Here is a 24426-nt window from a genome sequence, read left to right as displayed (position 1 = left end):
CCGGCAGCTCCGCGGCGCGGCGGGCGGGACAATGGACCGGTGACCAGCACCCAGCCGCGCGGCCTGTACGCCCTGATCCCCACCAGCCAGTCCGGGGCCACCCCGGGTGAGCGGGCCGCCTCGCAGCTGCTCCACCTCCGGGAGGCATCGGTACCGGTCCCGGTGCTGGTGGCGGCGGCCGAGCTGATCGCCCCTCACCTGGAGGACGCCGATCCGGTCACCCGCCAGGCAGCGGCGGCCGTTCACGCCCGGCTGCTCGCCGCCGTGGCGGACGCCGCCCCGGGTGCCTGAGCCGCCCGCTGCCGGGCCCGGTCGGGGCGACGCCGGGACGGCGCCGGGGCGCGGCACCGTGCCCGGCCCGGCGGCCGGCGGCCGGCGGCCGGCGGCCGCGCCCGAGGCCCGGCCGGCGCGCGGAAAGCCCGAGCGGGCCCGCCGCCCCCTGGAGGACGACGGGCCCGCTCGGATTCGGAAGACGGCGTCAGACCGCCGAGGCCGACCCCTCCGCGGCCCGCACGGCGCGGGTCACCGGGTGGATCAGACGCTCGGCCAGGTGGCCGAACACCAGGCCGAAGGAGACCCAGAGGGTGGCCTGGATCGCCAGGGCCGCCACCCGGAACTCCCACAGCACGGTGGCCGGGAAGTCCTCCGGGGTCTCGCTGACCGACGGCAGGAGTGCGTACGCCACGCCGACGGCGACGACGAAGGCGGCGCCGGCCGCCACCGTGGCGTTCCAGTTGCCCAGCGCGGGTGCCAGTCGCCGGCCGAGAATGACGGCGGCGACCGCCAGCAGCACGCTGAGCGCGATCATCAGGAAGAACAGCGCGGTCCGGGAGTTCAGCGTTTCCGGATCGCTGCTGGCCGGGGGGTTGGCCGGGTACTTCAGGAACGGCACCAGGCCCACCGCGGTGAAGGCCGCACCGGACAGCAGCAGCGCGGTGGCCCGCGGGCCGAACCGGCCGATGCGCCCGAGCGCGAAGGCGAACACGAGTGCGGCGATGCCGCCGAGCGCGACGCTGGTGACCACGATGCCGGTGGCCAGCCCCGCGGTGGACTGGAGCGTACGACTGACGAGCTCCTCCTCCATGCCGTGGCCGGCCATGTGGCCGTCCTCGTAGGCGATGGCGGAGTCGATGGGGCCCTCACCGAGCAGGTAGGCGACGGCCAGGGTGGGCAGACCTGCCAGCAGGCCGGCGAGCATGCCGCGGCCGAGCAGGGATCCGACGGAGATGTTCACGATGTGCGACTCCCTGCGCGATCAGTGGCAGGGGAAGCCGAGCAGGTGCCGGCCGTCGTGCACCCACTCGTGCACGTCCTCGCCGGCGATGACCGAGAAGGCACCCTGCTCGGCGCCGACGAAGTAGAGGAGCACGAGCGCCAGGATGCCGACGAAGAGCGCCCACGGGGCGATCGCCTTCAGCGAGATGGGAGTGATGGCCGGCGTGACGGCGGCGGGGGCGATGGGGTGAGCCATGACCAGACCTCCTTGGGGGAACTACGCGTCCCGTTCGATGGAGCAGGAGACGACAGCGGCGGGTCTGACTCACCGGCAGCCGATCCCCTGACAGGGCATCGGACGCCGGTTACACAGTGGCGCGACCGTGCCGGAGTTGCACCGGGCTTCCGTCACGCCGTCGTCATAACGGCCAGACGGTAGCGTGTGCCGCCGGGCCCGGCCAAGGGCCCGGGCGAAACCGTAATACCGGCGTGTTCCGGCCGAAGTGCGCCCGGCACGGGCTCCGCATACGGACCACCGCGGCTGCCGGGCGGGAACGGGAACCAGGGAGGACGACGGGAATGACGGTACGGGTGATGCTTCTCTCACCGGCTCTGACCGACGACGGCCGACAGGCGCGATTCGGCGGGAACGCGCCCCTTGACGGCGCCGCCGTGCGCCGTGTGCGCGCAGCGGCCGCCGCCGTCCCGGACGCCGCCCGCGTCCTCACCGGGCCGTCGGTGCGCTGTACGGGGACCGCTGCCGCCCTGGGCCTGGACGCCGTCGCCACCCCCGAACTCGCCGACTGCGACTGGGGGCGTTGGGAGGGTCACCGCCTCAACGACCTCGCCGCTGCCGAACCCCGGGCGATCGCGGCCTGGTTGTCCGATCCGGACGCGGCCCCCCACGGCGGCGAGTCCGTCGCGGCCTTCGGCGCGCGGATCCGGGGCTGGCTGGACGGGCTGGACGAGCCGGGCGGAGGGACCGAGCCGGACGGAGGGGACGAGCCGGACCGGCGGGGTGGACGGGCCGGGCGGGGTGAGGCCCGGGGGCCGGTGCTAGCCGTGGTGGAGGCGGCCGTGGTCCGGGCCGCCGTGGTCAACGGCCTGGGCCTGCCCGCCCAGGCGTTCTGGCGGATCGACGTCGCACCGCTGACACTCACGGAGCTCACCGGGCGCGCCGGGCGCTGGAACCTGCGCTGCGGGCAACCCCTCTGACCCGGTGCGTGGCCGTCGGCGCCGACGGCCACGCACCCGCTTCAGCACCACATCCACATCCGCACCCGCACCCACACCCACATCCGCACCCGCACCCGCACCCGCACGCCCCTTGCCGCGCCCGCCCGGTACCGACCCCGGAGGTCCGCCGAACATGTGCATTCTTGCGCACATGTTGCCTATGATGAGCCGGTCAGCAATCGACCGAGCCCGGGCGGCCCAGATGGTCTCGATACTGCGCAACCGCACCTACGCCCACCTGTTCACCGCACAGGTGATCGCCCTGGTCGGCACCGGGCTGGCAACGGTGGCACTCGGCCTGCTCGCCTACGACCTGGCCGGCGCGGACGCCGGCGCGGTGCTCGGCACCGCGCTGGCCATCAAGATGGCGGCCTACGTCGGCATAGCCCCGGTCGTCGGCGCACTGGCCCACCGGATACCCCGGCGCTCCCTGCTGATCGGCGCCGACCTCACCCGGGCGGCGGTGGCGCTCGCGCTGCCGTTCGTGGGCGAGGTCTGGCAGGTCTACGTCCTGGTCTTCCTGCTCCAGTCCGCCTCCGCCGCGTTCACCCCGGCGTTCCAGTCGGTGATCCCCGAGGTGCTCCCGGACGAGCGCGACTACACCCGGGCGCTCTCGCTGTCACGCCTGGCGTACGACCTGGAGAGCCTGTTCAGCCCCGCACTCGCCGCCGCCCTGCTCACGGCGATCGGCTACCACCTGCTGTTCCTGGGCACGGTCGCGGGCTTCCTCGCCTCCGCCGCCCTGGTCGTGTCGAGCGTCCTGCCGAAGCCCGTGCCGCCCGCCCGCACCGAGAGCGCCTACGCCCGGGCCACCGCGGGCACCCGGCTCTTCCTCGCCACCCCGCGGCTCCGGGCCCTGCTCGCGCTCAACCTCGCGGTGGCCGCGGCCAGCGCGATGGTCACCGTCAACACGATCGTCTACGTCCGCGACCACCTGCACCGGGCCGCCACCGACGTCCCGCTCGCGCTGGGCGCCTACGGTGCCGGATCGATGGTGGCCGCCCTGCTGCTGCCCCGGGTCCTGGACCACCGCAGCGACCGCTCCCTGATGCTGCCGGGCGCGTTCGCCGTCTCCGCGCTGCTCGGCCTCCTCGCCGCGGCCGGGGCCGCGGGCTCCGGCGACTGGCGCTGGCCGGCGCTGCTCGCGTCCTGGGCCGCCGCCGGCGCCGCCTGCTCGGCGATCCTGACCCCGACCGGCCGGCTCATCCGCCGCTCGGCGACGCCCGCCGACCTCCCGGCGGCCTTCGCCGCCCAGTTCTCGCTCTCCCACGGCTGCTGGCTGATCACCTATCCGCTGGCCGGGCTGCTCGGCGCGGCCGCCGGGCTGTCCGTCACCGCCCTCACCCTGGGCGCGCTCGCCCTCACCGCGGCCCTGCTGGCAGCCCGGCTCTGGCCCGCCCTCGACACCGCCCGGCTCCCGCACGTCCACACCGCCCTGGACCACTCGCACCCCCACCTCGCCGACGCCCGCAGCACCGGCGGCGGCTGGCAGCACACCCACGACTTCGTCATCGACGACCTGCACCACCACTGGCCCTCCGCCGCCCCCGCCCGGTGAGGAGCTGAGCGCACCGGCGCGCCGGTCCCGTACGGGGCGGGTCCAGGACGCGCCGGCGGCGGTGCGTCGTGGCGGCGCGCTCACGAGGTCGGGGACGGGGGGCGTTCGAAGAAGGTCTCCAGGGCGACGGTCGCCTGGGTGCCGCTGACGCCGTCGATGGCGTAGAGGCGCCGGAGGACGTCCTGGAGCTGTTCGGTGGTGGCCGTGCGGACCTTCACCAGGACCGATGCACTGCCGGCGATGATGTGGGCCTCCTCGATCTCGGGGATCGCGGCGAAGGCCTCGGCCGAGTCACCCATCCAGGCGGAGGACTCGACCATCACGAAGGCGAGCACGCCGAGCCCGAGGCTCCTCGGGTCCACCTCGACGGTCGTGCGGCGGACGACGCCGCGCTCGCGGAGCTTGCGGACCCGCTCGTGAGCGGCCGCCGTGGAGAGGCCGACGGCCTTGCCGAGGGCCGCATACGCCTGTCCGGCGTCATCCTGAAGCAGCGTCAGCAGGGCGCGGTCGGTGTCGTCCAGGTTCTCGGTCGCCATGGTGGCACCATACCTCGTTCTGACATACTCCAACTCAACGGAATGACATCCGGCAGATAGCGATTGGATGTGGATGATGTCTGGTGCGATCGAGTTCGGGCTGTACGAGATTCTGGACGACCGCTTCCGGCCCTGTGCGAACGGGGACACCCGGCTGGAGCGGCTGCACGGGGACTGCCGCTGGGCCGAGGGACCGCTCTACCTCCCCGCCTGGCGCCAGCTCGTCTGGAGCGACATCCCCAACGACCGGATGCTGCGCTGGGACGAGGCCACCGGAACGGTCGGGCTCTTCCGTTCCCCGGCCGGGCACAGCAACGGCAACACCCTCGACCACCAGGGCCGCCTGATCACCTGCGAGCAGGGCAACCGCCGCGTCACCCGCACCGAGCACGACGGCACGATCACCGTCCTGGCCGACCGCCACCGGGGCAAGCGGCTCAACTCTCCCAACGACGCGGTCGTCCGCTCCGACGGCACGATCTGGTTCTCCGACCCCGACTTCGGCATCACCAGCGACTACGAGGGGCACCGCGCCGACAGCGAGATCGGCGCCTGCCACGTCTACCGGATCGATCCGGCGGACGGCGAGGTCCACCTCGCCGCCGACGGATTCGCCGGCCCCAACGGGCTGGTCCTCTCCCCCGACGAGCAGCGGCTGTACGTGTCGGACACCCGGGCCGGACACATCCGCGTCTTCGACGTCCGCGAGAACGGCACCCTCGCCGACGGCCGGGTCTTCGCCAAGGCCGCAGCCGATGACGCCCGCCCCCACACCGACGCCAACGCCGGTGCCGCCCGCTTCGACAACATCCGCTTCGACGACGACGGACGGCTCTGGGCGGCGGCCATGGGAGACGGCGTCCACTGCTACGCGCCGGACGGCACCCTGATCGGCCGGCTGCTGGTCCCCGAGCACGTCTCGAACATCGCGTTCGGCGGCCCGAAGAACAACCGGCTCTTCATCACCGCCACGACGTCCCTGTACTCGCTGGTGCTGTCGGTGACGGGCGCCCCCCGCGTCCCCAGGCACCAGTGACGGTCCCTGTGCGGCGGCCTCCCCACCCAGGGGGTCGGGTGTGTCGGGGCGGACGTCCGCAGCAGCAGTGGGGCGCTAACCGTTGGCCGGTCCGCCGATGACGATGCCGGCGACGAGATTGATCGTGGTGGCCAGAATGCTGGCGCCGAAGACGTAGGAGAGCAGGCAGTGCCGGAGGACGATGGCGCGAATCGTCCGGCTCGACACTCCGGTGTCGGAGACCTGGTAGGTCATGCCGAGGTTGTAACTGAAGTACAGGAAGTCCGTGTAGGCCGGTGGCTGGTCCGAGTTGAAGTCGATCCCGGGCGGGGACTCCGTGTAGTACAGGTACGCGTAGCGCGTCGCGTACATCAGGTGGAGTGCCGCCCAGGCCATGAACACACCGGCGAGCGCGGCCACGGCCGCGGCGTGGCTGGTGCCGGCGTCGCCGATCAGGATCAGCACCACGATGCCGACCATGCCGCACAGGGCCGCCGCGACGACGGCGAGTTCCTCGACGAGGGGCCTGAAGTCCTCGCGCCGGACGTTGCGGCGGGTGGTGGCGGCGTCCATCGGCCACAGGACGATCCAGCCGGTCACGACGAAGACCGTCCCGGTCGCCGCCACGCCCAGGATGGTGCCCAGCGGAGCGGTGGTCAGCACTCCGGCGACCGCGCCGACCACCGCTCCGGCCACCACGGCGCCGGCGAGTCGGGGAACCGCCGAAAGCGGAAGCCAACGGTTCATGAGGCCCGACGCTAGCAGTCCGCCGGTGGCGATCCCGGTATGACGGGACGCCATGCCGGGCCTCGGAGGGCTCGGCAGAGCCCCGGAGGCCCGGCGGTCGCCGCTCGGGAGCTACTGGACGGGCCGCAGGCACGGCCTGGTCGACCCGGCTGCGGGCAGCGCGCCCCTCGGGGGCAGGGGTCACCGCTCAGGAGGCCAGGGTGGGGTAGTCGGTGTAGCCGTGGTGGTCGCCGCCATAGAAGGTGGCCTGGTCCGGTGCGTTGAACGGGCCGCCGGCGGCCAGCCGGGCCGGCAGATCCGGGTTGGCCAGGAACAGCGCCCCGAAGGTGATCATGTCCGCGGTGCCGTCCTCGACCAGTCGCAGTGCGGCGGGGCCGGTGAAGTCCGGGTAGGTGAACGGGTTGAGGACGAACGTGCCCGGCCAGGCCTTGCGCAGGCGCGCGGTGAGGTCGCGGTCCGGCCCCTCCAGCAGGTGCAGGTAGGCCAGGTCGAGGCCGGCGATCGCCTCCAGCAGCGCTTCGTAGTCCTCGCCCGGGCTCTCCTCGGCGATGTCGTTGTAGGGGTTCCCGGGCGAGATCCGCAGGCCCACCCGGTGACCGCCGATCGCCTCGGCCACGGCGGTGGTGACCTCGACGGCGAGGCGGATCCGGCCCTCGGTGCCGCCGCCCCAGGCGTCGGTGCGCCGGTTGGCGTTCGGGGCGAGGAACTGGTGGATCAGGTAGCCGTTGGCGCCGTGGATCTCCACGCCGTCGAACCCGGCCTCGACGGCGTGGCGCGCCGCGGTGGCGTAGTCGGCGATCGTCTGCAGGATCTCCGCCTCGTCCAGCTCCTTCGGGGCCACGAAGTCCTTCGGTCCCTCGTGGGTGAAGACCTGGCCCTTGGCGGCCACCGGCGACGGCGCGACCGGTACCAGGCCGTCGGGCAGCAGGCTGGGGTGGCCGATCCGGCCGGTGTGCATCAGCTGCGCGTAGATCACGCCGCCCTCGCGGTGCACGGCGTCGGTCACCTTCCGCCAGGCCGCCACCTGCCCGGCCGTGTGCAGCCCGGGGGTGTCGGGGTAGCCCTGGCCGACCGGCGAGGGCTGGATGCCCTCGGTGACGATCAGGCCGGCACCGGCGCGCTGCGCGTAGTAGGTGGCCATCAGGTCGGTGGGCTCCGCACCGGGGCCGTACGCGCGGCTCCGGGTCATCGGCGCCATCGCGACGCGGTTGGCCAGGCGCTTGCCGCCCAGCACGATCGGGTCGAATGCGGTGGTCATGGTCTTTCCCTCGTTCGGAGTGGTGCTCCGGGCCCCGGACGGGACCCTCAGAGCCATTGCCTGTCCGAACAAGTAAATCCAGCGGACCCATTCCGGAGCAGAATGTGACCTGCGTCACACATCTCCACCAGCGCGTATCTGCCTGCATACCTGAATCGGCCGCTCCCCAGGCACCCAAAGGGTAGGATTGGATGAGCAGACAGGAAGTGAGGGCGAGGGCGACATGGCACCGACCGCACCGGAGACCGGGACGAACCCCGCACAGACCGGGCAGGAGGTCAGCGTTCCGGTGCCCGCCGCGGCCGGCGGCGGACCCATCAGCCACGCGATCTTCCGCGTCGCCCGCCTGCACCGCATGTTCGCCGGGCAACTGCTGCGCCGCATCGGCCTGCACCCGGGCCAGGAGCTCGTCATGATGCACCTGTGGGAACTCGGCCCCCAGCGCCAGACCGACCTGGTGCGTCTGCTGGACTCCGACGCCGCGACCATGACCCGCACCGTGCAGCGCCTGGAGCAGGCCGGATTCGTCCGCCGCCGCCCCTGCCCCACCGACAAGCGCGCTTCACTCGTCGAACCCACCGCGGCCAGCCTCGCCCTGCGCCGCGAGGTCGAGCAGAGCTGGACCCGGCTGGAGGAGCTCGTGACGGCGGGCATGTCCGCCGACGAGTCCACGGCGGCCCTGGAGACCCTGGAGCTCCTGGAGCGGAACCTCGTCCGGGCCGCCACCGACCCCGCCGCCGGCGCGGACGCCTAGACAGGGCCTCTGGACCGCGGTCATCCGGCGGGCGCGGCCCGCTGCGGTCGGGCCCCGGGCGGCGGGCCCACGGGGAGCCGGGCGAGCCGCATCGTGCCGACGTAGGAGACCACTACGGCCACGATCACCAGCGGCATCACGGTCAGACCGTCCGTGCCGAGCAGCAGGGTGGCCAGCATCACCGCGGTCATGGGCAGCTTCAGCATCGCCACCGCCATCGCGCCGATGCCCACGGCGAATCCGGCGGTGGTACCCATTCCGGGCAGGTGGGAGAGGGCGAGACCACCGGCGGCGCCCGTGAAGATGGCGGGGAAGACCGGGCCGCCGCGGAAGGCGCTCATCGAGGCGCAGTAGGCCAGTGACTTGCACACCACCAGGACGACGAGGGTGGCCACCGTGTAGCCGGCGCTGTCCGCCAGCAGCGGGCCGAGTGCGTCCTGGCCGGAGAAGAGCACCCCGGTGATCGGCCGGTCGGTGATCTCTGCGTACAGCAGGGCGATCACACCGACGGCCAGGCCCATCAGGACGGTGAGCGGCAGTCGGTGGCGGTCGACGACGTTCTGCAGGGCGAGCGCGGAACGGCGGATCGCCTCGCCGAGCAGTGCGGCGACGACGCCCGCGACGACCGCCCAGAGGAACTCGCCGAGCGTGGGCCGGCCGGCGGCCGGCGGCTGGCTGAGCACCAGCGAGTAGGTGCCGAGGCCGGTCCAGCTGCCGAGACCGGTGAAGATCAGCGACCCGATGCCCGCGGAGAGCAGGCCGGGCACCAGCACCACGCCCATCATCGGCCCGCCCAGCCCGGAGGCCTCCATCAGCAGGAAGGCGCCGACCAGTGGGGAGCCCAGCAGCTCGCTGATGGCCGCGAAGCTGCCGGCGGCGCCGATCACACCGACGGCGCTGGGCGGGGCGTCGCGCTTCAACAGCTTGATCGCACCCACCGCGAGCCCGCCGCCGAGCGCGATCAGCGGAGCCTCCGGACCGAGGACGACGCCCAGGCTGAGCGAGGTGATCGCGGCGAGCGCCACTCCGGGCACCGCGGCGACCGAGGGCGTGCCGCCGGTCTTGAGCCCTTCGGCGGGCTTGTGGCCACCACCCCCGGGCAGGTACCGGATCGTCAGGGCGACCAGCACACCGGCCACGGCGAGCAGCGGGATCGCCCACCAGTCGGGGGTGCCGTGGAAGCCGAGGCCCTTCGGCAGGTCGTCGAAGACCAGCGACTGGAGCTCGGAGACCAGGGCGAGGAAGCCGAACGCGCCGGCCGAGATCGGGACGCCGAGCAGTGCCGAGATCACCAGGATCGACACGTAGCCGCGGGAGCGGACGATCGCGAACGGGCTCTGCGGTGCTGCGGCGGGCTCGGTGGCCCCGGTGGGCCCGGTGGGCTCGGCGGGCGGTCCGGCCGGCATGCGCATCGTCTCCTCGGCGTCCGGCCCGACCGGAACACACGGTTTCCCGGGCCTGAGTCTGGTGGTGGCGGAGGGGTCGACCGGCTCGGTCTCCGGCGGTGACCCCGGCCGGGCGGCAGCACCGCCCGGCGGCCGGTGCGCATCCGTCCCTGGAATCATCGCGGGCGCGGGCGCTTCCCGCGTGCTGCGGCACGCCCGGACCGTGACCCGCGGCCGGGCAGGGCCGCCCGGCGGCCGGCGGCCGGCAGCCCGCTCACTCGTCCTCGTCCTCGCCGTCGCCCGGGGAGGCCGCCGGGGTGCTCCTGCGCTTCCTGCTGCGGCGGACCGCACCCACGATGACCTTGAGGGCCAGCCCGAAGACGACCAGGTCGGCGACCATCTGACCGGTGACCACCAGCCGCGCCGCCTGGGAGTGGGCCGTGATGTCACCGAACCCGACCGTGGAGAACACCGTGACGGTGAAGTAGAGCCCGTCGGTGTGGGAGAGGCTGCCGCCGAAGCTGCCGGGCGACTGCGCGGCCATGGTGACGTACGCGGACGCGAACAGCAGCAGGAAGAACGGGATGCTGATGGCCATCGCCTCGACGGCCCGCAGCCCCGGGTACCGCGAACGGAGGATCGAGCGGACCTGGAGGGCGACCAGGGCGGCGAAGCCCACCAGGCCGGTGAGCAGCACGGCGGCGGCGGTGGCCAGCGAGGAGTGGTCCAGGGGCAGCGCGTAGTACAGGGCCACCAGCACGGCGACCGAGCCCGCCACCCGCAACAGGGTCCAGACGACCCGCCAGGAGGGGGGCCTGGCTCCGGGTTCGGCGCGGGGGGCGTCCTCCGTCTCGGCGGTCATGACGCCCGCCGCAGCCTGGCCGCGGCGGCCCGGACCGACATCCCGCGGTCCTGCCAGGTCATGCCCGTGGCCGCGCCCAGGATGATCACCACCCCGATCGCGATGAAGACCGACATGAGGGCGAACACCGCGCCGATCGGCCCGTACTCCCGGTTGGAGTTGACGACCATCCGGGAGAGCGCGAGGTTGAAGAACGCCACCATGCCGATCCAGAACGTGCCGGTGGCGACGGCGCACGGGAGCAGGGTGCGCCAGCCGATCCGGCCGGCCAGCAGGAACCACATCGTGAACCAGAAGAACCCGATGAACACGGGGACGTTGAGGAACCACCAGAGGACCGGCACGCTCGTGTGGACCGTGTAGCCGAGCGTGCTGCCCCCGGCGAGCCAGGCCACGCACAGGACGAGCCAGATCGCCGCCCGCAGCCGGTCCCGTGGCCCGCGTGACGGCAGTTGGAACACCTGTTGGTACAGCTGCTGGAGCGAGCTGGCCACGATGACGCCGGCCAGCACGAAGAAGACCCACGAGAGGCCGCTGATCGCCGCCGAGGTGGCCGCCGAAGAGGCGAACAGATGGCTGAGGTCGGCGGCCGCCTCCTGGCTCAGGCCCAGCCGCAGGGCCAGCGTCGGCACCGCCGAGCGCCCGCCCAGGGCCGAGGCCACGAGCATGAACGGGACGGCGAACAGCAACAGCGTGGCAGCCAGCAGCAGGGCCTGGTTGACGAAGTCCACCGCGTTCAGCCGGCGCCACAGGCACTCGGCCCAGGATCCCGCGTACTTCCCCCGCCCCCACGCGGCCGCTCGCCGGGCCTGCCGGGCGCTCGCCCGGTCGGAGACCACTCTGCCCGGCCACGCCCTCCCCGCCGGGTGCTCGCCCTGTGGCTGGTCTGGGGCGTTGTGCGTCGTCCGCATGGCGCGTCCTCCCGGCGGTGATCACCTGGATCGCGATCGGCTGGAGCCCCGTGTACGGCAACGGCTCGGGCGGAGGCGGCACACGCGTTCGGGGCTGCGGTCCTTCATCAACCATCGCAGTGCACCGCGGACTCGAACAAGGCGACGGGGTCCGGCGCCGGGACCGTCCGGCTCCGGGCCGTCGCCACCGGAGGCGGCGGCCCGGACGCGGGGGCGCGGAGGCGGCAGTGCGGGGGCGGCGCCACCTCGCCGCCGCGAAGGTCCCGCTGCTAGGCTGCACATGTCCCTCTTATAGATGTTTGTCCAACTGTTCCGCCGACCTCACGGGAGCAGATATGGCCGCCGAACCCGGGCCGATCAGTCTCCAAGCCCGCCAGGCGCTCGAAGAGGAGCTCGTCGAACTCCGCACCGAGCGGGCCAAGGTCGCCGCAACCCTGAAGACCACCGACGCGGTGGGCGACCGGGCCGACCAGGCGGACGGACTGCAGCGCGCCGACGTGCTCGTCCGACTGGACGACCGGATCACCGAGATCACCGACCGGTTCCGCGTGGCGGACGCGGCGGGCCCGCCCCGCACGGACGCGGTAGGCATGGGCAGCACCGCCACCCTCCGCTTCGCCGACGGCACCACGGAGACCGTCCAGGTCGGCGAGGTGGCCGACCGGCTGGACGAGACGCTGGTGACCGCCGACAGCCCGCTCGGACGCGCGCTGCTCGGCCACCGCGCCGGCGACACCGTCGGCTACGACGCGCCCGAGGGCCGGGCGACCGCCGAGATCGTGTCCATCGGCGACAACGCGTAGGCAGGGGCCCGCACCATCGCGGGCCGGACAGCACCCGAACCCGACCCGAACCCGACGCGCTACCCGACGACAGCCCCCGCGAGGACCGTCGTGACCACCTTGCGAACGGCGTCCGGCTCGGGCGGGGTACCGGTGCGGTCGGCGAAGAGCAGGTGGGCGGCGCCGATCAGGGTGGGCGCCAGCACGTCGACGTCCGCGTCCGGGGCGAGCCGGCCGAGGGACCGCTCGGCCACGAGGTAGGCGGCGATCGCGTTCGCGGCGTCGGTCAGGACGGGGACGCCGGTCGGCCGGGCCTCGCGCAGCCGGGCGCGCAGCTCGTCACGGGAGGTGACCAGGCCGACCACCGCGATCGCGACCGAGCCGAAGAGCCCGGTCAGCGCGTCGGTGAGGTGGTCGGCGACGACGCCGGTGCCGGCCCGGGCGCACAGGGCGCCGGTCCCGGCCTCGATCCGGGCGATGCGGTCCAGGACGAGCCCGGCGAGGAAGGCGTCGAAGTCGGCGAAGTGCCGGTGCAGGACGCCCTTCGCGCAGCCGGCCTCCGTGGTGACGGCCCGGCTGGTCAGCGCGCTGGGCCCGTCGCGGAGCAGGACGCGCTCCGCGGCCTCGAACAGCTGCTCCCGTACGTCGCGGATGGCCACTCCTGTGGGCACCGTGCACCGCCTCTCCGTGTCGCGTCCCTCACCTGCCGCCGGCTGTCTCCCCCTGCTACCCGCCCGCCGCTCGGGCACGCCGGCCGGTCACGCACCGTTGACGAGTGGGCAAACGCCCACTCATAGTGGGCACATGCCCACTTTACCGTTCCCGCAGGACGAGTCCCATCGGCACCGCCTGGCGGCGGAGTCGTTCGGCGGCGACGCCGAACGCTACGACCGGGCCCGGCCCCGCTACCCCGACGCGCTCGTGGAGGCGATCGTCGCCTCCTCCCCGGGGCCCGAGGTCCTGGACGTCGGCATCGGCACCGGCATCTCGGCACGGCCGTTCCGCGCGGCGGGCGGCTCGGTGCTCGGCGTCGACCCCGACCCCCGGATGGCCGCGTACGCCCGCCGCGACGGCTTCGACGTCGAGGTCGCGGCCTTCGAGGCCTGGGACCCCGCGGGCCGGACCTTCGACGCGGTGGTGGCCGGGCAGACCTGGCACTGGATCGACCCGGTCACGGGGGCGGCCAAGGCGGCCGCGGTGCTGCGACCCGGCGGCCGGCTGGCGGTGTTCTGGAACGCCTTCCGCCCCTCCCCCGAGGTGGCCGGGGCCCTGGCCGACGTCCACCGCCGCGTCCTGCCCGATGCTCCGCTCAACCCCTGGACCGCACCCGCCCTGGACGGGTACGCGACCCTGTACGCGAAGGCCGCCGACGGCGTCCGGCGGTCCGGCTCCTTCGACGAGCCCGAGCAGTGGTCCTTCGACTGGGAGCGGCCATACACCCGGGAGGAGTGGCTGGACCAGCTGCGCACCGGCGGCGACGCCGCCCGGATCCCGCCGGCCCGGCTGGCGGAGCTGCTGGCCGCCACCGGGGAGGCGGTCGACGCCCTCGGCGGGCGCTTCACCATGCCGTTCACGTCCATGGTCGTGACGGCGGTCCGCGGCGGCACCGGCGGCTGAGCCGGCCGTCCGGTCGGGCCCCGGGGCTCGGGAACGCGAGGCCCGGCGCCGGCTCACCCGCAGTGACGGCGAGCACCGGACCGGCGGGCGGCCGACCCCGTCGCCACGCCGTCACGGCGTGGCGACGGGGATGCCGTGCGGGCGGCCGGCGAGCAGGGCGGCGATGTGGTCGGCGCAGCACAGTGCCGCCTCGGCCATGGCGCTGCGGGTCATCCCGGCGACGTGCGGCGTGAGGAGGGCGTTGGGGAGGCCGAACAGCGGCGAGGCGAAGGCGGCGTGCTCGTGCGCGAAGGTGTCCACGGCGGCGGCCGCCAGCGGGTGCCCCGGGTCGCGCAGCGCGTCGGCCAGGGCCTGCTCGTCGACGATCCCGCCCCGCGCGGTGTTCAGCAGGACCGCTCCCGGCCGGAGCGCCGCGAGTTCCGGCCGGCCGATGATCCCCCGGGTCTCCGGGGTGAGCGGCAGGTGCACCGAGACGACGTCGCTGGTGGACAGCAGCTCGCCGAGGGAGGCTACCGGGCGGACGGCCGTCGCGCCGGACGCCGCCGCGGACGGCCGTCGGGAGTGGCCCTGCACGTCCATGCCGAGCGCCCCGGCCCGCTCGGCCAGGGCGAGGCCGATCCGGCCCAACCCGAGGATGCCCAGGGTGAGTTCGGAGAGCCCGCGGGCGGGGGCGGCGGGGCCGGCCCAGCGGCCCTGGTGGGCGGCCCGGTCGAGCTCCGGGAGGTGCCTGGTCAGAGCCAGCAGCTGGGCGAGGGCGAACTCCGCGACCGCGGTCGCGTTGGAGCCGGGCGTGTGGGTGACGGCGACGCCGTGGCGGGCGGCTGCGGCGAGGTCGACGTGGTCGGTGCCCGCCCCGGCCCGGCCGATCACCCGCAGCCGGTCGGCCGGCGCGCGGTCGGTCGCCGCCGCCAGGAAGCCGGCCCGCAGCGGGACGCCCGCGCGGGACTTGACGGCGTGGTAGCCGGGCCCGCGCCGGACTTCGGCGATCAGGGCCGCCTCGTCGAAGAGGTCGACGTCGACGAACTCGATCCGGTCCGCCCAGGCCGCCCGCACGGCCGCCGGGTCGCCGACCCGGCGGAGGTTGAGCGTGACCGCCAGTCCGTGCCCGAGCAGCCGCTCCAACTCCCGCTCCAGCAGCGCCCCCGGAGCCGCGTCGAGCAGCAGCGTCCGCCTGCCTGTCATCAAGCCCCCCTGTCCCAGCGCTCCGCCGACCCTACGTGACCGGAGGTCACGGCGGTTCGGCGGGTCGACGGCGGGGTGCGGGGCGGTACCCAGGATTAGGGACGGGAGTTGGGTAGCGGTACGCATTGATCCCCTGTCGGCCGGGCCGGTTTGCTGGAGTCCCACCCCCGCGCAGCCGCCGACCACCAACCCACCGGAGGCCGACATGACCCGCCGCGAGCGTTTCCGGCTCTACGCCCAGGAGCACTTCACCGCCCTCGACGATCCCGGGCTGGTCCACCCGGCCCGCCGCAACGGCGGCGTACGGCGGACCCGCCTCGCGCGGCTGGCCCGCCTCTCCCGGCTGGCCGAGCGCGCGACGTACCACCACCGCTGACCGGACCGCGCCCGCCCGACGGCGCCCCTCCCTCAGGCGTCCGGGGCTCAGACATCCGGGCCTCAGACGTCCGGGGCTCAGGCGACCCTCCCTCAGGCGTCCGGGCCGGTGCGGGCCGCGGCGGTGTCGGCGCCGTCGGCGGCCGCCAGCGCCTCGCGCAGACCGGAGCGGCCCACGCCGAGCTTGCGCAGCACGCTCGCCACGTGGTGCTCGACCGTGCGGGGCGAGAGGAACAGCGCCCGGGCGATGTCCTGGTTGGCCGCGCCCTGCGCGGCCAGGGCGGCGACCTGGCGTTCCCGCGGGGAGAGCTTCTCGCCGTAGCCGCGCCGGCCCGGGGAGGCCGCCCGGCCGAGGCCCAGGTCACGCCGGAGGCGCTGGCAGCGGGCCGCGTCCGAGGCCGCACCGAGGGCGAGGTAGGACTGTTCGGCGGCGGCGATCCGCTCCCCGGCCGCGGTGCGGTCGTGTTCCGCCAGGGCCGTGCCGGCCCGCTCCTCGGCCCGGGCCGCCTCGTAGGGCCGGCCGATCTCCCGCCACAGGTCGCGGGAGCGGGTGAACTCCTCGGCCGCGCCGACGTAGTCCCGGGCGGCCCCTTCTCTCCCGGCGCCGTCGCGGTCTCCGGCCCCTTCCCGCGCGGCCCCGTCGCGGTCTCCGGCCCGGTCGCCGTCGGCCAGGAGCAGTCCGCGCGCGAAGGCGAGCGCCGCGACCGCGGCCGGGGCGTCACGGCCCTCCAGGCCGACCTCGGCCTGCCCGACCAGCTCGACGGCCGCCGCGCGCCCGCCCTCGGCGAGGAACACCTCGACCGCGACCGGCAGCAGCTCGGCGGCGCGCGGCCAGGCCCCGACCCGGCGCAGCGCCGAGAGCGCCGGGGCCAGCGTGGCCGCCGCCTGCGCGCTGTCACCCTCGGCGAGCTGCAGCGCGGCCGGCCCGGCCGCGGCCCGCATCGCCGCGGTGACCTGCGACTCCCGTTCCCCGTACGGCCTCGCCTCGGCGAACCGCTGCCGTGCCACCGCGAGCCGGCCCCGGGCGACCGCCAGCCGGCCCAGCAGCAGGGCCTGCTCGGCACTGGCCATCGCGAGGTCCGGGAACTCGGCGCCCAGCGCGGCGACCCGGTCCTCCAGGCCCTCCCAGCGACCGGCCAGTCCGTCCAGCCGGGCCAGGGCGATCCGGCTGTAGCACTCCAGGTACGGGATGGCCGCCTGGCGGGCCAGCCGCCGGCTCTCCTCCAGCAGGCGGGCGGCCCGGCGGTCGTGGCCCAGTTCGACGGCGATCTCGCCGACGTTGAACAGCGCCCGGGTGGTCTGGCGGACGATCTCGGCCTGCTCCGAGCGGCGCGGCAGTTCGTCCAGCAGCGACCACACCGCCGGGTCGCCCTCCCGGGCCCGGAAGGTCAGCCGGGTGGCGCGCAGCGCTGCCGCCACCTCCTCGTCGGGGCCCGCGGCCAGCGTCCGTTCGGCCCGCTCCAGCCACTCCGGGGCGCGCTCGCTCGCGCCCTCCCGCTCGTTCATGGCGAGAGCGACCATGGCCCGCGCCGCGCGTGCCGGGCGCTCCTCCAGGTCGTCCAGCGACTCCTCGATCCCGGCGAAGCCGGCCCGGTCGCCGCCGTGGATGGCCGTCAGGATGCCGAGGGTGAGCCGGATCTCGCCGCGGTCGGCGACCGGCAGCCGCGGGTCGGCGATGATCGCGGTCAGCGTCGCGGCGCTCGCCGCGGAGTCCACGCCGTTGGCGGCGATCCGGGCCAGCGCGAGCGCGGCGCGGCCGCGGCGGCTCGGGTCCAGGTCGGGCTCGTCGAGCAGCCGGTGCAGGAGCACGCCGGCGCTGCCGCTGTCCCCGAGTGCGACCGCCTGGTCGGCGGCGGCCTCGGCCACCTCCTGCCAGGCCGTCCGGTCGCCGAGCGCCAGGGTGTGGTGGGCGATCTGCACCAGCGGCCGCGGCTCGCGCGCGCCCAGCGCCCCGACGGCCCGCCGGTGCAGGGCGGTGCGCTGCGGCCCGGGCAGCCGGCGGTACGCCACCTGCTGGGCCAGGACGTGCCGGAAGCCGTAGCGGGCCATCGGGTTCTCGTGGAGCACGGCCGCCCGCAGGGCCTCGGTGAGCCCGTCGGCGGTCGCCTGCCGGTCGAGCCCGGAGACGGCGGCGAGCAGTTCCTCCCCGGCCGGAACGCCGAGCACGGCCGCGGCGGCGGCGACCGCCGAGGCGTCGGCGGACAGGCCCGCGAGGCGCTCGGTGACCGCGTCGCGCAGACCGCGCGGGACCTCCGAGTGCTCCAGGTCGGCGGCGAGGTCCGCGGCGTCGGTCAGCCCGCTGCCGCCGCGCTGCTCGCACAGGGTGATCAGGTCCTCCTCGGCGACCAGCGGCAGTCCCTCGCTGCGGTCGAAGAGCACCCGGGTGAGCGCCGGCGTGGCCCGCGGGCCGAGCGCGGCGCGGGCCAGGTCGTGGACCTCGGTCTCGGCCAGCGGGTTGAGCCGGATCAGCGCGCCGCCCACGCCGGCGGGGCGCCGGTAGGCGGCGCCGAGGGCGGGGGTGTCCGGCGGCAGGTCCTCGGCCCGGTAGGTGAGCACCAGCGCCAGCCCCGGCGGCATGTCGCGGGCGAGCAGCAGGAGCAGCTCACGGGTGGCGTCGTCCACCCAGTGCAGGTCCTCGATGACGAGCACCACGTCGCCGAGCGCGCCCAGCAGGGCGCGGACGGCCTGGACGAGCAGGTGCCGGCCGGGCAGCCCGTCACCGGCGCTCGCCGGATGGGGCGGGAGCCGGTCGGCGAGGTCGGGCAGCAGTGGCCGCAGCGCGCCGGCGCTCGCCGGGATGCGGTCGGACGGCGGCAGGAGCGGGCCGACGGCCCGCAGCGCGTCCACCACCGGGCCGAAGGCCAGCGGCTCGCGCAGGGGGTGGCAGAAGCCGGTCAGCACCCGTCGGCCCGCGGCGGCGGCGCCGGCCGCGGCCTCGGCGACCAGGCGGGACTTGCCGAGTCCGGCCTCGCCCTCGACCAGGACCACGGCGGGTGGGCGGAGCATGGCCTCGGTCAGCCGGGCCAGCTCGGGCTGCCGCCCGACGAAGCCGAATCCCGCGCCGGGCGCCCCCGGCTCGACCGGTCGGGTCACGGCCGCCCCTCCCGTCCGTGCGAACGGCGCTCGCCGAGGAGGGGTGCGGAGGCCATGGGGCCATCATGCCGTGGGGGCGTTCGGTCGCGCCCTCCGGGGTACCCGGTTCCCGCTGCGGGGAGCGGAGTCGGGCGGTGGGAGGGGCGCGTACCGGGTGCGGTCACGCGGTGCGGGCGTCGACCGGCTGCGGGTGGGGCGCGAGTCGCCCGAGCGGGTGGGGCGCGGGGGCGGCCGCTGCCGCCGGGGCGCCCGGGAGCCGCCCGTACGCGCCGCGCGGGGCCGGCGGGCGGGCGCGCCCGGCCCGGTGGGGGAGTTCGAGCACCGTGCAGCCCAGTGACTCCAGTCGGCGGACGGCGGCGCGGGCGGCCCGGTCGTCGAGCGAGAACACGAACGGCCCCGGGACCAGGACCACGTCCACCCAGCCGTGCTCGGCCCGGCCCAGCAGCCGCTCCAGGGCGGGCAGCCGGGTGCCGGAGCGCATCCCGTCGTCCACGTAGGAGGTGGGCACCGGCAGCCCGCGTTGGAGGGCGAGCCGCTCCAGGGCCGCGCGCTGGCACTCCAGCCCCGCCGTGTCACTGGGGTAGCAGCGGAGGTACAGCGCGGTCCGCGACGGCCGACCCTGCCGGGAGAGGTGGTCGATCATGCCGTTCACCTGCTTTTCCGAACGGAGAGTGGGGGGCGGGTCGGGGGAACCCGTCCACTCCAGCAGGCCCTGCGGAACACTGGGGGATCAATAGGGGTGATCACCCAATCCTGTCGCCCCGCCGGGCGTCGGCGGCCTCCCGGCACCGGTCCGGGCGTCGGCGGCCGACGCCGAGCACCGGCGGCCGGTCGTCCGCCGACGCGGACAGGCGGGCGCCCCGGCCGCGCGGTGCGGCCGGGGCGCCCGGTGGCGGAGGCGGTCAGCCGTCAGCCGTTGGAGCGGGAGAACGCCTCCAGCCAGCTGATCTTCGGGCCGAAGAGGCCCACCGACGCCGCGCCGGTCGACAGACCGGACGCCGACGACGGCTGGGGAGCCCCGCCGCCGTACGCCATGGCCGCCGTCGGGACGGCGATCGTGGCCACCGCCGCCAGGACCGCGGTCGCGGCGAACTTGCAGAGCGTTCCGCGAACGGACATCTCATGACCTCCAGGTCATCGCTGCTCGTCGAAATCTGCCCGGGTGGGCAGGCCGGGCCCGGAGCGGGCCGCGGAGGCGCCCCGGCGAGGGGCGCGCGAGCCACGTTTGCACACGAACACAGCCGGTTCGAGCTCCCCGCAACCGGAGCGGTGCGAACGGGTGACAGAGATCCCCCGCCCGGACGAGTGGGGCGGGCCGACCGGGGTACCGGCGGCCGGGGTGCGGGCGCTCGCGCGCGGCGAAGGGGGCGCCGGCCCGCCGACGGCACCCGGGAGGCCGTCCGCGCAGAAGACCGGAAACCGGCTCAGGCGCCGGTACCCGCTGTGGGGCTGACGGCGGGTTGCTCGGCGTCGCCGAAGCGGGCCAGCGCCAGGGCCCCGGCGATCGCCGCCGCGAAGCCGAGGACGGCCAGCGGGACGGCGCCGTGCCGGGTGTGGTCGCCGAGCACGGCGACGCCGACCACCGCCGGCCCGAGCGTCTCGCCCAGCACCATCGCCGCGGTCGCGGCCGTCACCGAGCCGCACTGCATCGCCCAGGTGAGCGCCGCGAAGCCGCCGAGCCCGGCCACGGCCACCGCGTACGCGGAGGGTTCGGCCCACAGCTCGGCCGGGCTCAGGGCCGGCAGCACCCGCACGGCCACCCCGACGACACCGAACTGCAGGCCGGCCACCAGCCCCAGCAGCGGCGCGGCCCGGCGGCCGCCGAACCGGCCCGCGGCCCAGCCGGCCACCAGCAGCAGTACCGCCACGATCAGGGTGCCCAGCCGGAGCCCCTCGCTCCCGTGGCCCTCGCCGTCACGCCCGGCGGTCACGGCCAGCAGGCAGAGCCCGGCGGACACCGCGGCGACGCCCGCCCACTCCGTGCGGCGGAGCCGGATGTGCAGCACCCGCGAGGCGCCGACGGCCGTCACCGCGAGGGCGGACGCCAGCGCGGCCTCGACCACGTAGAGCGGCAGCCGCTCCAGCGCGTACAGCTCGGCGCCGAACCCGGCCATGTCCATCCCGACGCCGATCGCGAAGGGCCACTGGCGCAGCGTCCCGGCCAGGGCCGCCGCCTCGCCCGGGCGGTGGCCGACCGCTGCCCGGCGCGCGCCGAGTGCCTGCAGCACGGTGGCCGATCCGGTCAGGAGGGCGGCGAGCAGCGCCGCGAGCAGGCCGGTGGACATGGCCCCGACCGTACGTCCCGGGGCCGCTCCACCGGGCCCGGACACGCGGACGAAGCGGGCGGGGCGCCGCCACCGGGGCGGCGGGTGCACCGAGTGGGCCGACCCGACGGGGCCGGACTCCGCCGGCCGGGGTGGGGAGTTCCGGCTGTCCGTCGAGGCGGGCACCGGCGAGCCGGACGTCGGGGCCAGGTGCTCGCTGCGGCGTTCACGGACCATGGGGGCCACCGCGCCCGAGCGCTGATCCCGGGTGACCGGGTCGAGGTCACAGCAACCGGTCGACCAGCCCGTCGACGTAGTCCGGGGTGAGCGGGCCCATGCCGAACAGGACGCGGATGTACATCGGGGCCAGGACGTGGTCCAGCACGCCGAACGCGTCGGGTGCGTGCTCGCCACGTTCGCGGGCGCGGTCGAGCATGGACTGCAGTTGCCGCATGCGTTCGGCGCGCAGGTCGGCACCGGCCTGCAGGCCCTGCTGGCCGGTGCCCGACAGGGCGACGGCCAGGCGTACCACCGCCAGACCGTCGGGGCCGGTGATCTCGCGGGCCACGTTGGCCGCGTAGGTGCGCAGGTCGCCGGCCAGGCTCCCGGTGTCGGGCATCGGCGACTGCGCGTTGAGGCGGGTGAGCGCCACGTCCGTGAGCAGGGCTTCGAGGCTGCCCCACCGGCGGTAGATGCTGCTGTCGGCCACGCCCGCGCGGGCTGCGACCTCGCCGACGGTGAAGTTGCCGTAGCCGCGCTCACTGATCAGGTCGGTGACGGCCTGGTGCACCTCCGCGCCGACGCGGGCGCTGCGCCCACCGGGCCGCCGGGCTTGCTGTCGCTCGCTCATTCCCCCACCTTAACGCAGCTGCCACTTGCGTTTGTGAGGCAACCCTCCCTACAGTCCTCCCTGCAGTCCACTAACGCAGCCGAGGGCTGCGTTAGTGCGCCCCACGGCCGACCTCATCGGCCGTGGAGAGGCGCAATCGACGATTGAGAGGAATCCCCATGGCGGCATCGCCGGCCGTAGGCAGTCGATCGAACCGGGCCGTGCTGCTCACGGTGACCTGCCTGGGCCAGTTCATGGTCCTGCTCGACAACACGATCGTCGGAGCAGCGCTGCCCGACATGCAGCACCGGCTGCACACTCAACTGACCGGCCTGCAGTGGATCGTCGACGCGTACGTCCTGCTGGTCGCCATGCTGCTGCTGTCCGGCGGCGTCTTCGCCGACCGGTTCGGCCGCAAGCGCGTGTACCTGACCGGCGTGGCGGTGTTCACCGCCGCGTCGGTGGTGTGCAGCCTCGCGCCCTCGGTCGGCTGGCTGGTCGCCGGCCGGGTGCTGCAGGGCATCGGGGCCGCGGCGCTGAGCCCCGCCTCGCTCGCCCTGCTCACCGCCGCCCATCCCGTGCCGCAGGAACGGATCAAGGCGATCGGGCTGTGGGCCGGATTCAGCGGGATCGGCCTGGCCGCAGGCCCCGTGGCCGGCGGCCTGCTGACGGATGCCTTCGGCTGGCCCGCCATCTTCCTGGTCAATCTGCCCATCGGCGCGGTTCTTCTGCTGGTCGGTCTGCGCAGCCTTGAGGAGGCCCGCAATCCGAGCGCCCCCGCGGTCGACGTCCCGGGGACGGTGCTGTCCGTTCTGGGGGTGGGGGCGCTGGCCTACGGGCTGATCGAGGGTGGCGCCCGCGGCTGGACGTCGCCGGTGATCCTGGGGGGCTTCGCCGCCGCGGTGATCCTCCTCGCCGCGTTCGTGGCCGTCGAAGCGCGTCGTTCCGCTCCGATGCTGCCGCTGCGGCTGTTCCGGCAGCGTCTGTTCGTCGTGTCCAACACCGCCATGGTCGTGGTGGGGTTCGCGCTGATGGGCTCGTCGTTCTTCTTCTCCCAGTTCTTCGTGCACGTCCAGGGCAGCTCGATCCTGCGCGCCGGCCTGCAGACCCTGCCGATGTCCCTCGCCATGGTGGTCGTCAGCCCGTACGCGGGCCGGCTCGCCGCCCGGCACGGCTTCCGGATCGTGGTCACCACCGGCCTGGCCCTGGCCGGCCTGGGACTGCTGGCGCTCGGTACGGTGCGCGCCGACACCGGCTACGGGAACGTGTGGTGGCGGCTGGCAGCGGTCGGCGTCGGCTTCGCCCTGACCATGTCCCCACTGACGGGAGCCGCCATCCAGGCGGTCGGCCCGCAGGAAGGCGGCCTCGCGTCGGGCATCAGCAGCACCACCCGGCAGATCGGCGCGGTGCTCGGCGTGGCGGTGCTCGGAGCCGTCGTCCGCACCCGGCAGTCCGGCGGCGCCTCCTTCGAGACCGGCCTCGACAGCGCCTTCCTCGCCGCCGGCACCGTCACCTTGGCCACCGCCGTGTTCACCGGCCTGTGGCTGACGAGGTCCAGGACCGCGGAAGGCTCCGCGGCGCCGGAGCCTTCCACCGAACCGGGTGCGGCCACCACCTCGAACGAGGTATTCGCGAACAGCCGTTGACGGCGACGCCGAGCTCGGCCGGGAGCGTCCGACCTCAGGACGGCGTGCCGTCGAGCAGTGCGCGGGCCGCGGTGAGCTCCGCGGCCGCCGCCTCCGCCGCCGCCTCGACGTACGCGTGGCTGCCGGGCCCGACCGGGATGCGCACCGGCAGCGGGCCCGGGGTCGCGACGATCCGCAGCACCGTCCGGGCGAACTCCTCGGCGCTGCCGACCGTCGGCCCCTCCGCCATCGCGCCGAGGAGGCCGCGCATCGGGTCGGTGAACGCGGCGTAGAGCGGCGAGCGGCCGGCGGCGTCGGTGAGCGAGGTGCCGTAACGGGTGGCGTAGCCGCCGGGTTCGAGGGCCGAGACCCGGATGCCGAACGGGGCCGCCTCGGCGGCCAGCGCCTGGGTCATGCCCTCCAGGGCGTACTTGCCGGTGACGTAGGCGGCGAGGCCGGGGAAGGCCATCCGGCCGGCCAGGGAGGAGATGTTGAGGATGTCGCCGGCGCCCTGCGCGCGCATCAGCGGCAGCACCAGCCGGGACAGCCGCCACGGGCCGACCACCAGGGTCTCCAGCTGATCCCGCAGTTCGTCGTCGGCCACCTCCTCCACCGTGCCGAACACGCCGTTGCCCGCGTTGTTGACCAGGACGTCCAGCCCGCCGACCCGGTCCGTCGCCGCGGCGACGGCGGCCTCGCACTGCGCGGGATCGCGGACGTCCAGGGCGAGCGGCAGGACGCGGTCGGGGTGGGTGCGGACGAGGCCGTCCAGGGTCCCGGTCCGGCGCGCCGTGGCCACCACGACGTCCCCCGCGGCGGCCGCCGCGGCCACCAGTGCCCGCCCGAGCCCGGACGAGCAGCCCGTCACCAGCCAACGCCGTACCATCCGGTGTCCCCCGCTCCGTATCGAACCGTCGGCGGCCACCGTCCCAGAGCCGGCGCCCGCCGCCCAGGGTCCTGACAGACCATCACCCGGCGCGTGGATGCGCGAACGGGGCGCGCTCGCGCTTCGCGCGCCCGCTGATCGGGTGACCCTCGGTGGGGCGAATCACGCCACGTCCCACGGCGAACGGGCATTCGAGACACGTCCACCCGTCCGGTCCGGGGGTGTCCGACCCACCCCGCCGGGCCTGGGGCGCGGCCCACGGAGGCGTTCGACCACCCCGCGGGGCCGCTCGACCG

The 24426-nt window shown here is 75.1% G+C and carries 25 protein-coding genes; 9 read left to right on the top strand and 16 right to left on the bottom strand.

Going from position 1 to position 24426, the window contains the following annotated elements; all coding sequences use genetic code 11:
• The first annotated feature begins 39 nt into the window (after positions 1 to 39).
• Positions 40 to 291 carry a hypothetical protein gene (locus tag RMN57_RS36165; protein WP_313767532.1) on the top strand — a complete coding sequence of 84 codons (252 nt, stop codon included), beginning with the start codon at positions 40 to 42 and terminating at the stop codon, positions 289 to 291.
• A 187-nt stretch (positions 292 to 478) separates the two neighbouring features.
• Here RMN57_RS36165 and RMN57_RS36160 read toward each other — a convergent pair whose 3' ends face one another.
• Together RMN57_RS36160 and RMN57_RS36155 are read right to left on the bottom strand one after the other, a co-directional pair.
• Positions 479 to 1237 (bottom strand): CbtA family protein, encoded by a 759-nt coding sequence (locus RMN57_RS36160; RefSeq protein ID WP_313768078.1) that lies wholly within the window; start codon positions 1235 to 1237, stop codon positions 479 to 481.
• Positions 1238 to 1255: 18 nt separating this feature from the next.
• Positions 1256 to 1471, bottom strand: a complete 216-nt coding sequence (locus RMN57_RS36155) for a CbtB-domain containing protein (RefSeq protein ID WP_313767531.1) — start codon at positions 1469 to 1471, stop codon at positions 1256 to 1258.
• 323 nt (positions 1472 to 1794) lie between these two features.
• Between RMN57_RS36155 and RMN57_RS36150 the strand changes: the two genes are divergently transcribed.
• Together RMN57_RS36150 and RMN57_RS36145 are read left to right on the top strand one after the other, a co-directional pair.
• Positions 1795 to 2430 carry a histidine phosphatase family protein gene (locus tag RMN57_RS36150; RefSeq protein WP_313767530.1) on the top strand — a complete coding sequence of 212 codons (636 nt, stop codon included), beginning with the start codon at positions 1795 to 1797 and terminating at the stop codon, positions 2428 to 2430.
• A gap of 223 nt (positions 2431 to 2653) precedes the next feature.
• Positions 2654 to 4009 (top strand): MFS transporter, encoded by a 1356-nt coding sequence (locus RMN57_RS36145; RefSeq protein ID WP_313768077.1) that lies wholly within the window; start codon positions 2654 to 2656, stop codon positions 4007 to 4009.
• 80 nt (positions 4010 to 4089) lie between these two features.
• Here RMN57_RS36145 and RMN57_RS36140 read toward each other — a convergent pair whose 3' ends face one another.
• Positions 4090 to 4530 carry an Lrp/AsnC family transcriptional regulator gene (locus tag RMN57_RS36140; RefSeq protein ID WP_313768076.1) on the bottom strand — a complete coding sequence of 147 codons (441 nt, stop codon included), beginning with the start codon at positions 4528 to 4530 and terminating at the stop codon, positions 4090 to 4092.
• A 91-nt stretch (positions 4531 to 4621) separates the two neighbouring features.
• Between RMN57_RS36140 and RMN57_RS36135 the strand changes: the two genes are divergently transcribed.
• Positions 4622 to 5581 (top strand): SMP-30/gluconolactonase/LRE family protein, encoded by a 960-nt coding sequence (locus RMN57_RS36135; protein WP_313767529.1) that lies wholly within the window; start codon positions 4622 to 4624, stop codon positions 5579 to 5581.
• 75 nt (positions 5582 to 5656) lie between these two features.
• Here RMN57_RS36135 and RMN57_RS36130 read toward each other — a convergent pair whose 3' ends face one another.
• Both RMN57_RS36130 and RMN57_RS36125 read right to left on the bottom strand, forming a co-directional pair.
• Positions 5657 to 6307, bottom strand: coding sequence for a DUF1345 domain-containing protein (locus RMN57_RS36130; protein WP_313767528.1), 651 nt, complete (start codon positions 6305 to 6307; stop codon positions 5657 to 5659).
• Positions 6308 to 6494: 187 nt separating this feature from the next.
• The gene (locus RMN57_RS36125) at positions 6495 to 7565 is read right to left on the bottom strand and encodes an alkene reductase (protein WP_313767527.1); all 1071 of its coding nucleotides are present in this window, start codon (positions 7563 to 7565) and stop codon (positions 6495 to 6497) included.
• Between the two features lie 223 nt (positions 7566 to 7788).
• Here RMN57_RS36125 and RMN57_RS36120 point away from each other — a divergent pair, with 223 nt between their 5' ends.
• Positions 7789 to 8319 carry a MarR family winged helix-turn-helix transcriptional regulator gene (locus RMN57_RS36120; protein ID WP_313767526.1) on the top strand — a complete coding sequence of 177 codons (531 nt, stop codon included), beginning with the start codon at positions 7789 to 7791 and terminating at the stop codon, positions 8317 to 8319.
• 20 nt (positions 8320 to 8339) lie between these two features.
• On the opposite strand, the gene RMN57_RS36115 is transcribed toward RMN57_RS36120, so the two are convergent.
• The 3 genes from RMN57_RS36115 to RMN57_RS36105 all read right to left on the bottom strand — a co-directional run bounded on the left by RMN57_RS36115 (position 8340) and on the right by RMN57_RS36105 (position 11477).
• The gene (locus tag RMN57_RS36115) at positions 8340 to 9725 is read right to left on the bottom strand and encodes a chloride channel protein (RefSeq protein ID WP_313767525.1); all 1386 of its coding nucleotides are present in this window, start codon (positions 9723 to 9725) and stop codon (positions 8340 to 8342) included.
• 253 nt (positions 9726 to 9978) lie between these two features.
• A complete protein-coding gene (locus RMN57_RS36110; RefSeq protein ID WP_313767524.1) occupies positions 9979 to 10566 on the bottom strand; it encodes a potassium channel family protein in 588 nt (195 codons plus the stop codon).
• Positions 10563 to 11477 (bottom strand): hypothetical protein, encoded by a 915-nt coding sequence (locus RMN57_RS36105; RefSeq protein ID WP_313767523.1) that lies wholly within the window; start codon positions 11475 to 11477, stop codon positions 10563 to 10565. The genes RMN57_RS36110 and RMN57_RS36105 overlap by 4 nt, the downstream gene beginning before the upstream one ends.
• Before the next feature lie 335 nt (positions 11478 to 11812).
• Between RMN57_RS36105 and RMN57_RS36100 the strand changes: the two genes are divergently transcribed.
• Positions 11813 to 12280, top strand: a complete 468-nt coding sequence (locus RMN57_RS36100; protein ID WP_313767522.1) for a GreA/GreB family elongation factor — start codon at positions 11813 to 11815, stop codon at positions 12278 to 12280.
• 59 nt (positions 12281 to 12339) lie between these two features.
• Here RMN57_RS36100 and RMN57_RS36095 read toward each other — a convergent pair whose 3' ends face one another.
• A complete protein-coding gene (locus RMN57_RS36095) occupies positions 12340 to 12930 on the bottom strand; it encodes a TetR family transcriptional regulator (RefSeq protein WP_313767521.1) in 591 nt (196 codons plus the stop codon).
• A 133-nt stretch (positions 12931 to 13063) separates the two neighbouring features.
• Here RMN57_RS36095 and RMN57_RS36090 point away from each other — a divergent pair, with 133 nt between their 5' ends.
• On the top strand, positions 13064 to 13876 hold the full coding sequence (locus RMN57_RS36090) for a methyltransferase domain-containing protein (RefSeq protein WP_313767520.1): 813 nt from the start codon (positions 13064 to 13066) through the stop codon (positions 13874 to 13876).
• Positions 13877 to 13987: 111 nt separating this feature from the next.
• Here RMN57_RS36090 and RMN57_RS36085 read toward each other — a convergent pair whose 3' ends face one another.
• A complete protein-coding gene (locus RMN57_RS36085) occupies positions 13988 to 15058 on the bottom strand; it encodes an NAD(P)-dependent oxidoreductase (RefSeq protein WP_313767519.1) in 1071 nt (356 codons plus the stop codon).
• A 205-nt stretch (positions 15059 to 15263) separates the two neighbouring features.
• On the opposite strand from RMN57_RS36085, the gene RMN57_RS36080 reads away from it, so the two are divergent.
• A complete protein-coding gene (locus tag RMN57_RS36080; RefSeq protein WP_313767518.1) occupies positions 15264 to 15434 on the top strand; it encodes a hypothetical protein in 171 nt (56 codons plus the stop codon).
• A gap of 92 nt (positions 15435 to 15526) precedes the next feature.
• Here the strand turns inward: RMN57_RS36080 and RMN57_RS36075 are convergent, their stop codons facing one another.
• The 5 genes from RMN57_RS36075 to RMN57_RS36055 form a co-directional block, all read right to left on the bottom strand.
• Complete coding sequence (locus tag RMN57_RS36075; protein WP_313767517.1) at positions 15527 to 18526, bottom strand: AAA family ATPase; 3000 nt, start codon at positions 18524 to 18526, stop codon at positions 15527 to 15529.
• A 160-nt stretch (positions 18527 to 18686) separates the two neighbouring features.
• Positions 18687 to 19169: a recombinase family protein gene (locus tag RMN57_RS36070; RefSeq protein ID WP_313767516.1), complete on the bottom strand. Its 483-nt coding sequence runs from the start codon at positions 19167 to 19169 to the stop codon at positions 18687 to 18689.
• A 266-nt stretch (positions 19170 to 19435) separates the two neighbouring features.
• Positions 19436 to 19645, bottom strand: a complete 210-nt coding sequence (locus tag RMN57_RS36065) for a hypothetical protein (RefSeq protein ID WP_313767515.1) — start codon at positions 19643 to 19645, stop codon at positions 19436 to 19438.
• A gap of 305 nt (positions 19646 to 19950) precedes the next feature.
• On the bottom strand, positions 19951 to 20811 hold the full coding sequence (locus RMN57_RS36060; protein ID WP_313767514.1) for a hypothetical protein: 861 nt from the start codon (positions 20809 to 20811) through the stop codon (positions 19951 to 19953).
• Positions 20812 to 21073: 262 nt separating this feature from the next.
• Positions 21074 to 21640, bottom strand: a complete 567-nt coding sequence (locus tag RMN57_RS36055) for a TetR/AcrR family transcriptional regulator (protein WP_313767513.1) — start codon at positions 21638 to 21640, stop codon at positions 21074 to 21076.
• A 158-nt stretch (positions 21641 to 21798) separates the two neighbouring features.
• Here RMN57_RS36055 and RMN57_RS36050 point away from each other — a divergent pair, with 158 nt between their 5' ends.
• Complete coding sequence (locus RMN57_RS36050) at positions 21799 to 23265, top strand: MFS transporter (protein ID WP_313767512.1); 1467 nt, start codon at positions 21799 to 21801, stop codon at positions 23263 to 23265.
• Positions 23266 to 23299: 34 nt separating this feature from the next.
• Here RMN57_RS36050 and RMN57_RS36045 read toward each other — a convergent pair whose 3' ends face one another.
• Positions 23300 to 24130: an SDR family NAD(P)-dependent oxidoreductase gene (locus RMN57_RS36045; RefSeq protein WP_313767511.1), complete on the bottom strand. Its 831-nt coding sequence runs from the start codon at positions 24128 to 24130 to the stop codon at positions 23300 to 23302.
• Positions 24131 to 24426 lie beyond the last annotated feature (296 nt).

Source organism: Kitasatospora sp. CM 4170, assembly GCF_032110285.1.
In the GTDB taxonomy this organism is placed as follows: Bacteria; Actinomycetota; Actinomycetes; order Streptomycetales; family Streptomycetaceae; genus Kitasatospora; species Kitasatospora aburaviensis.
The sequence above is the reverse complement of the archived record's forward strand: the minus strand, read 5'-3'. Positions and strand labels throughout refer to the sequence as shown.

Excerpts from the sequence above, each read along its gene's own strand:
- RMN57_RS36050 (WP_313767512.1), top strand. The coding sequence starts at position 21,799 with ATGGCGGCATCGCCGGCCGTAGGCAGTCGATCGAACCGGGCCGTGCTG.
- RMN57_RS36080 (WP_313767518.1), top strand. The coding sequence starts at position 15,264 with ATGACCCGCCGCGAGCGTTTCCGGCTCTACGCCCAGGAGCACTTCACC.
- RMN57_RS36065 (WP_313767515.1), bottom strand. The coding sequence starts at position 19,645 with ATGTCCGTTCGCGGAACGCTCTGCAAGTTCGCCGCGACCGCGGTCCTG.
- RMN57_RS36055 (WP_313767513.1), bottom strand. The coding sequence starts at position 21,640 with ATGAGCGAGCGACAGCAAGCCCGGCGGCCCGGTGGGCGCAGCGCCCGC.
- RMN57_RS36125 (WP_313767527.1), bottom strand. The coding sequence starts at position 7,565 with ATGACCACCGCATTCGACCCGATCGTGCTGGGCGGCAAGCGCCTGGCC.
- RMN57_RS36135 (WP_313767529.1), top strand. The coding sequence starts at position 4,622 with ATGTCTGGTGCGATCGAGTTCGGGCTGTACGAGATTCTGGACGACCGC.
- RMN57_RS36085 (WP_313767519.1), bottom strand. The coding sequence starts at position 15,058 with ATGACAGGCAGGCGGACGCTGCTGCTCGACGCGGCTCCGGGGGCGCTG.
- RMN57_RS36090 (WP_313767520.1), top strand. The coding sequence starts at position 13,064 with ATGCCCACTTTACCGTTCCCGCAGGACGAGTCCCATCGGCACCGCCTG.
- RMN57_RS36130 (WP_313767528.1), bottom strand. The coding sequence starts at position 6,307 with ATGAACCGTTGGCTTCCGCTTTCGGCGGTTCCCCGACTCGCCGGCGCC.
- RMN57_RS36070 (WP_313767516.1), bottom strand. The coding sequence starts at position 19,169 with ATGATCGACCACCTCTCCCGGCAGGGTCGGCCGTCGCGGACCGCGCTG.
- RMN57_RS36155 (WP_313767531.1), bottom strand. The coding sequence starts at position 1,471 with ATGGCTCACCCCATCGCCCCCGCCGCCGTCACGCCGGCCATCACTCCC.
- RMN57_RS36115 (WP_313767525.1), bottom strand. The coding sequence starts at position 9,725 with ATGCCGGCCGGACCGCCCGCCGAGCCCACCGGGCCCACCGGGGCCACC.
- RMN57_RS36105 (WP_313767523.1), bottom strand. The coding sequence starts at position 11,477 with ATGCGGACGACGCACAACGCCCCAGACCAGCCACAGGGCGAGCACCCG.
- RMN57_RS36045 (WP_313767511.1), bottom strand. The coding sequence starts at position 24,130 with ATGGTACGGCGTTGGCTGGTGACGGGCTGCTCGTCCGGGCTCGGGCGG.
- RMN57_RS36150 (WP_313767530.1), top strand. The coding sequence starts at position 1,795 with ATGACGGTACGGGTGATGCTTCTCTCACCGGCTCTGACCGACGACGGC.
- RMN57_RS36100 (WP_313767522.1), top strand. The coding sequence starts at position 11,813 with ATGGCCGCCGAACCCGGGCCGATCAGTCTCCAAGCCCGCCAGGCGCTC.
- RMN57_RS36110 (WP_313767524.1), bottom strand. The coding sequence starts at position 10,566 with ATGACCGCCGAGACGGAGGACGCCCCCCGCGCCGAACCCGGAGCCAGG.
- RMN57_RS36120 (WP_313767526.1), top strand. The coding sequence starts at position 7,789 with ATGGCACCGACCGCACCGGAGACCGGGACGAACCCCGCACAGACCGGG.
- RMN57_RS36060 (WP_313767514.1), bottom strand. The coding sequence starts at position 20,811 with ATGTCCACCGGCCTGCTCGCGGCGCTGCTCGCCGCCCTCCTGACCGGA.
- RMN57_RS36145 (WP_313768077.1), top strand. The coding sequence starts at position 2,654 with ATGGTCTCGATACTGCGCAACCGCACCTACGCCCACCTGTTCACCGCA.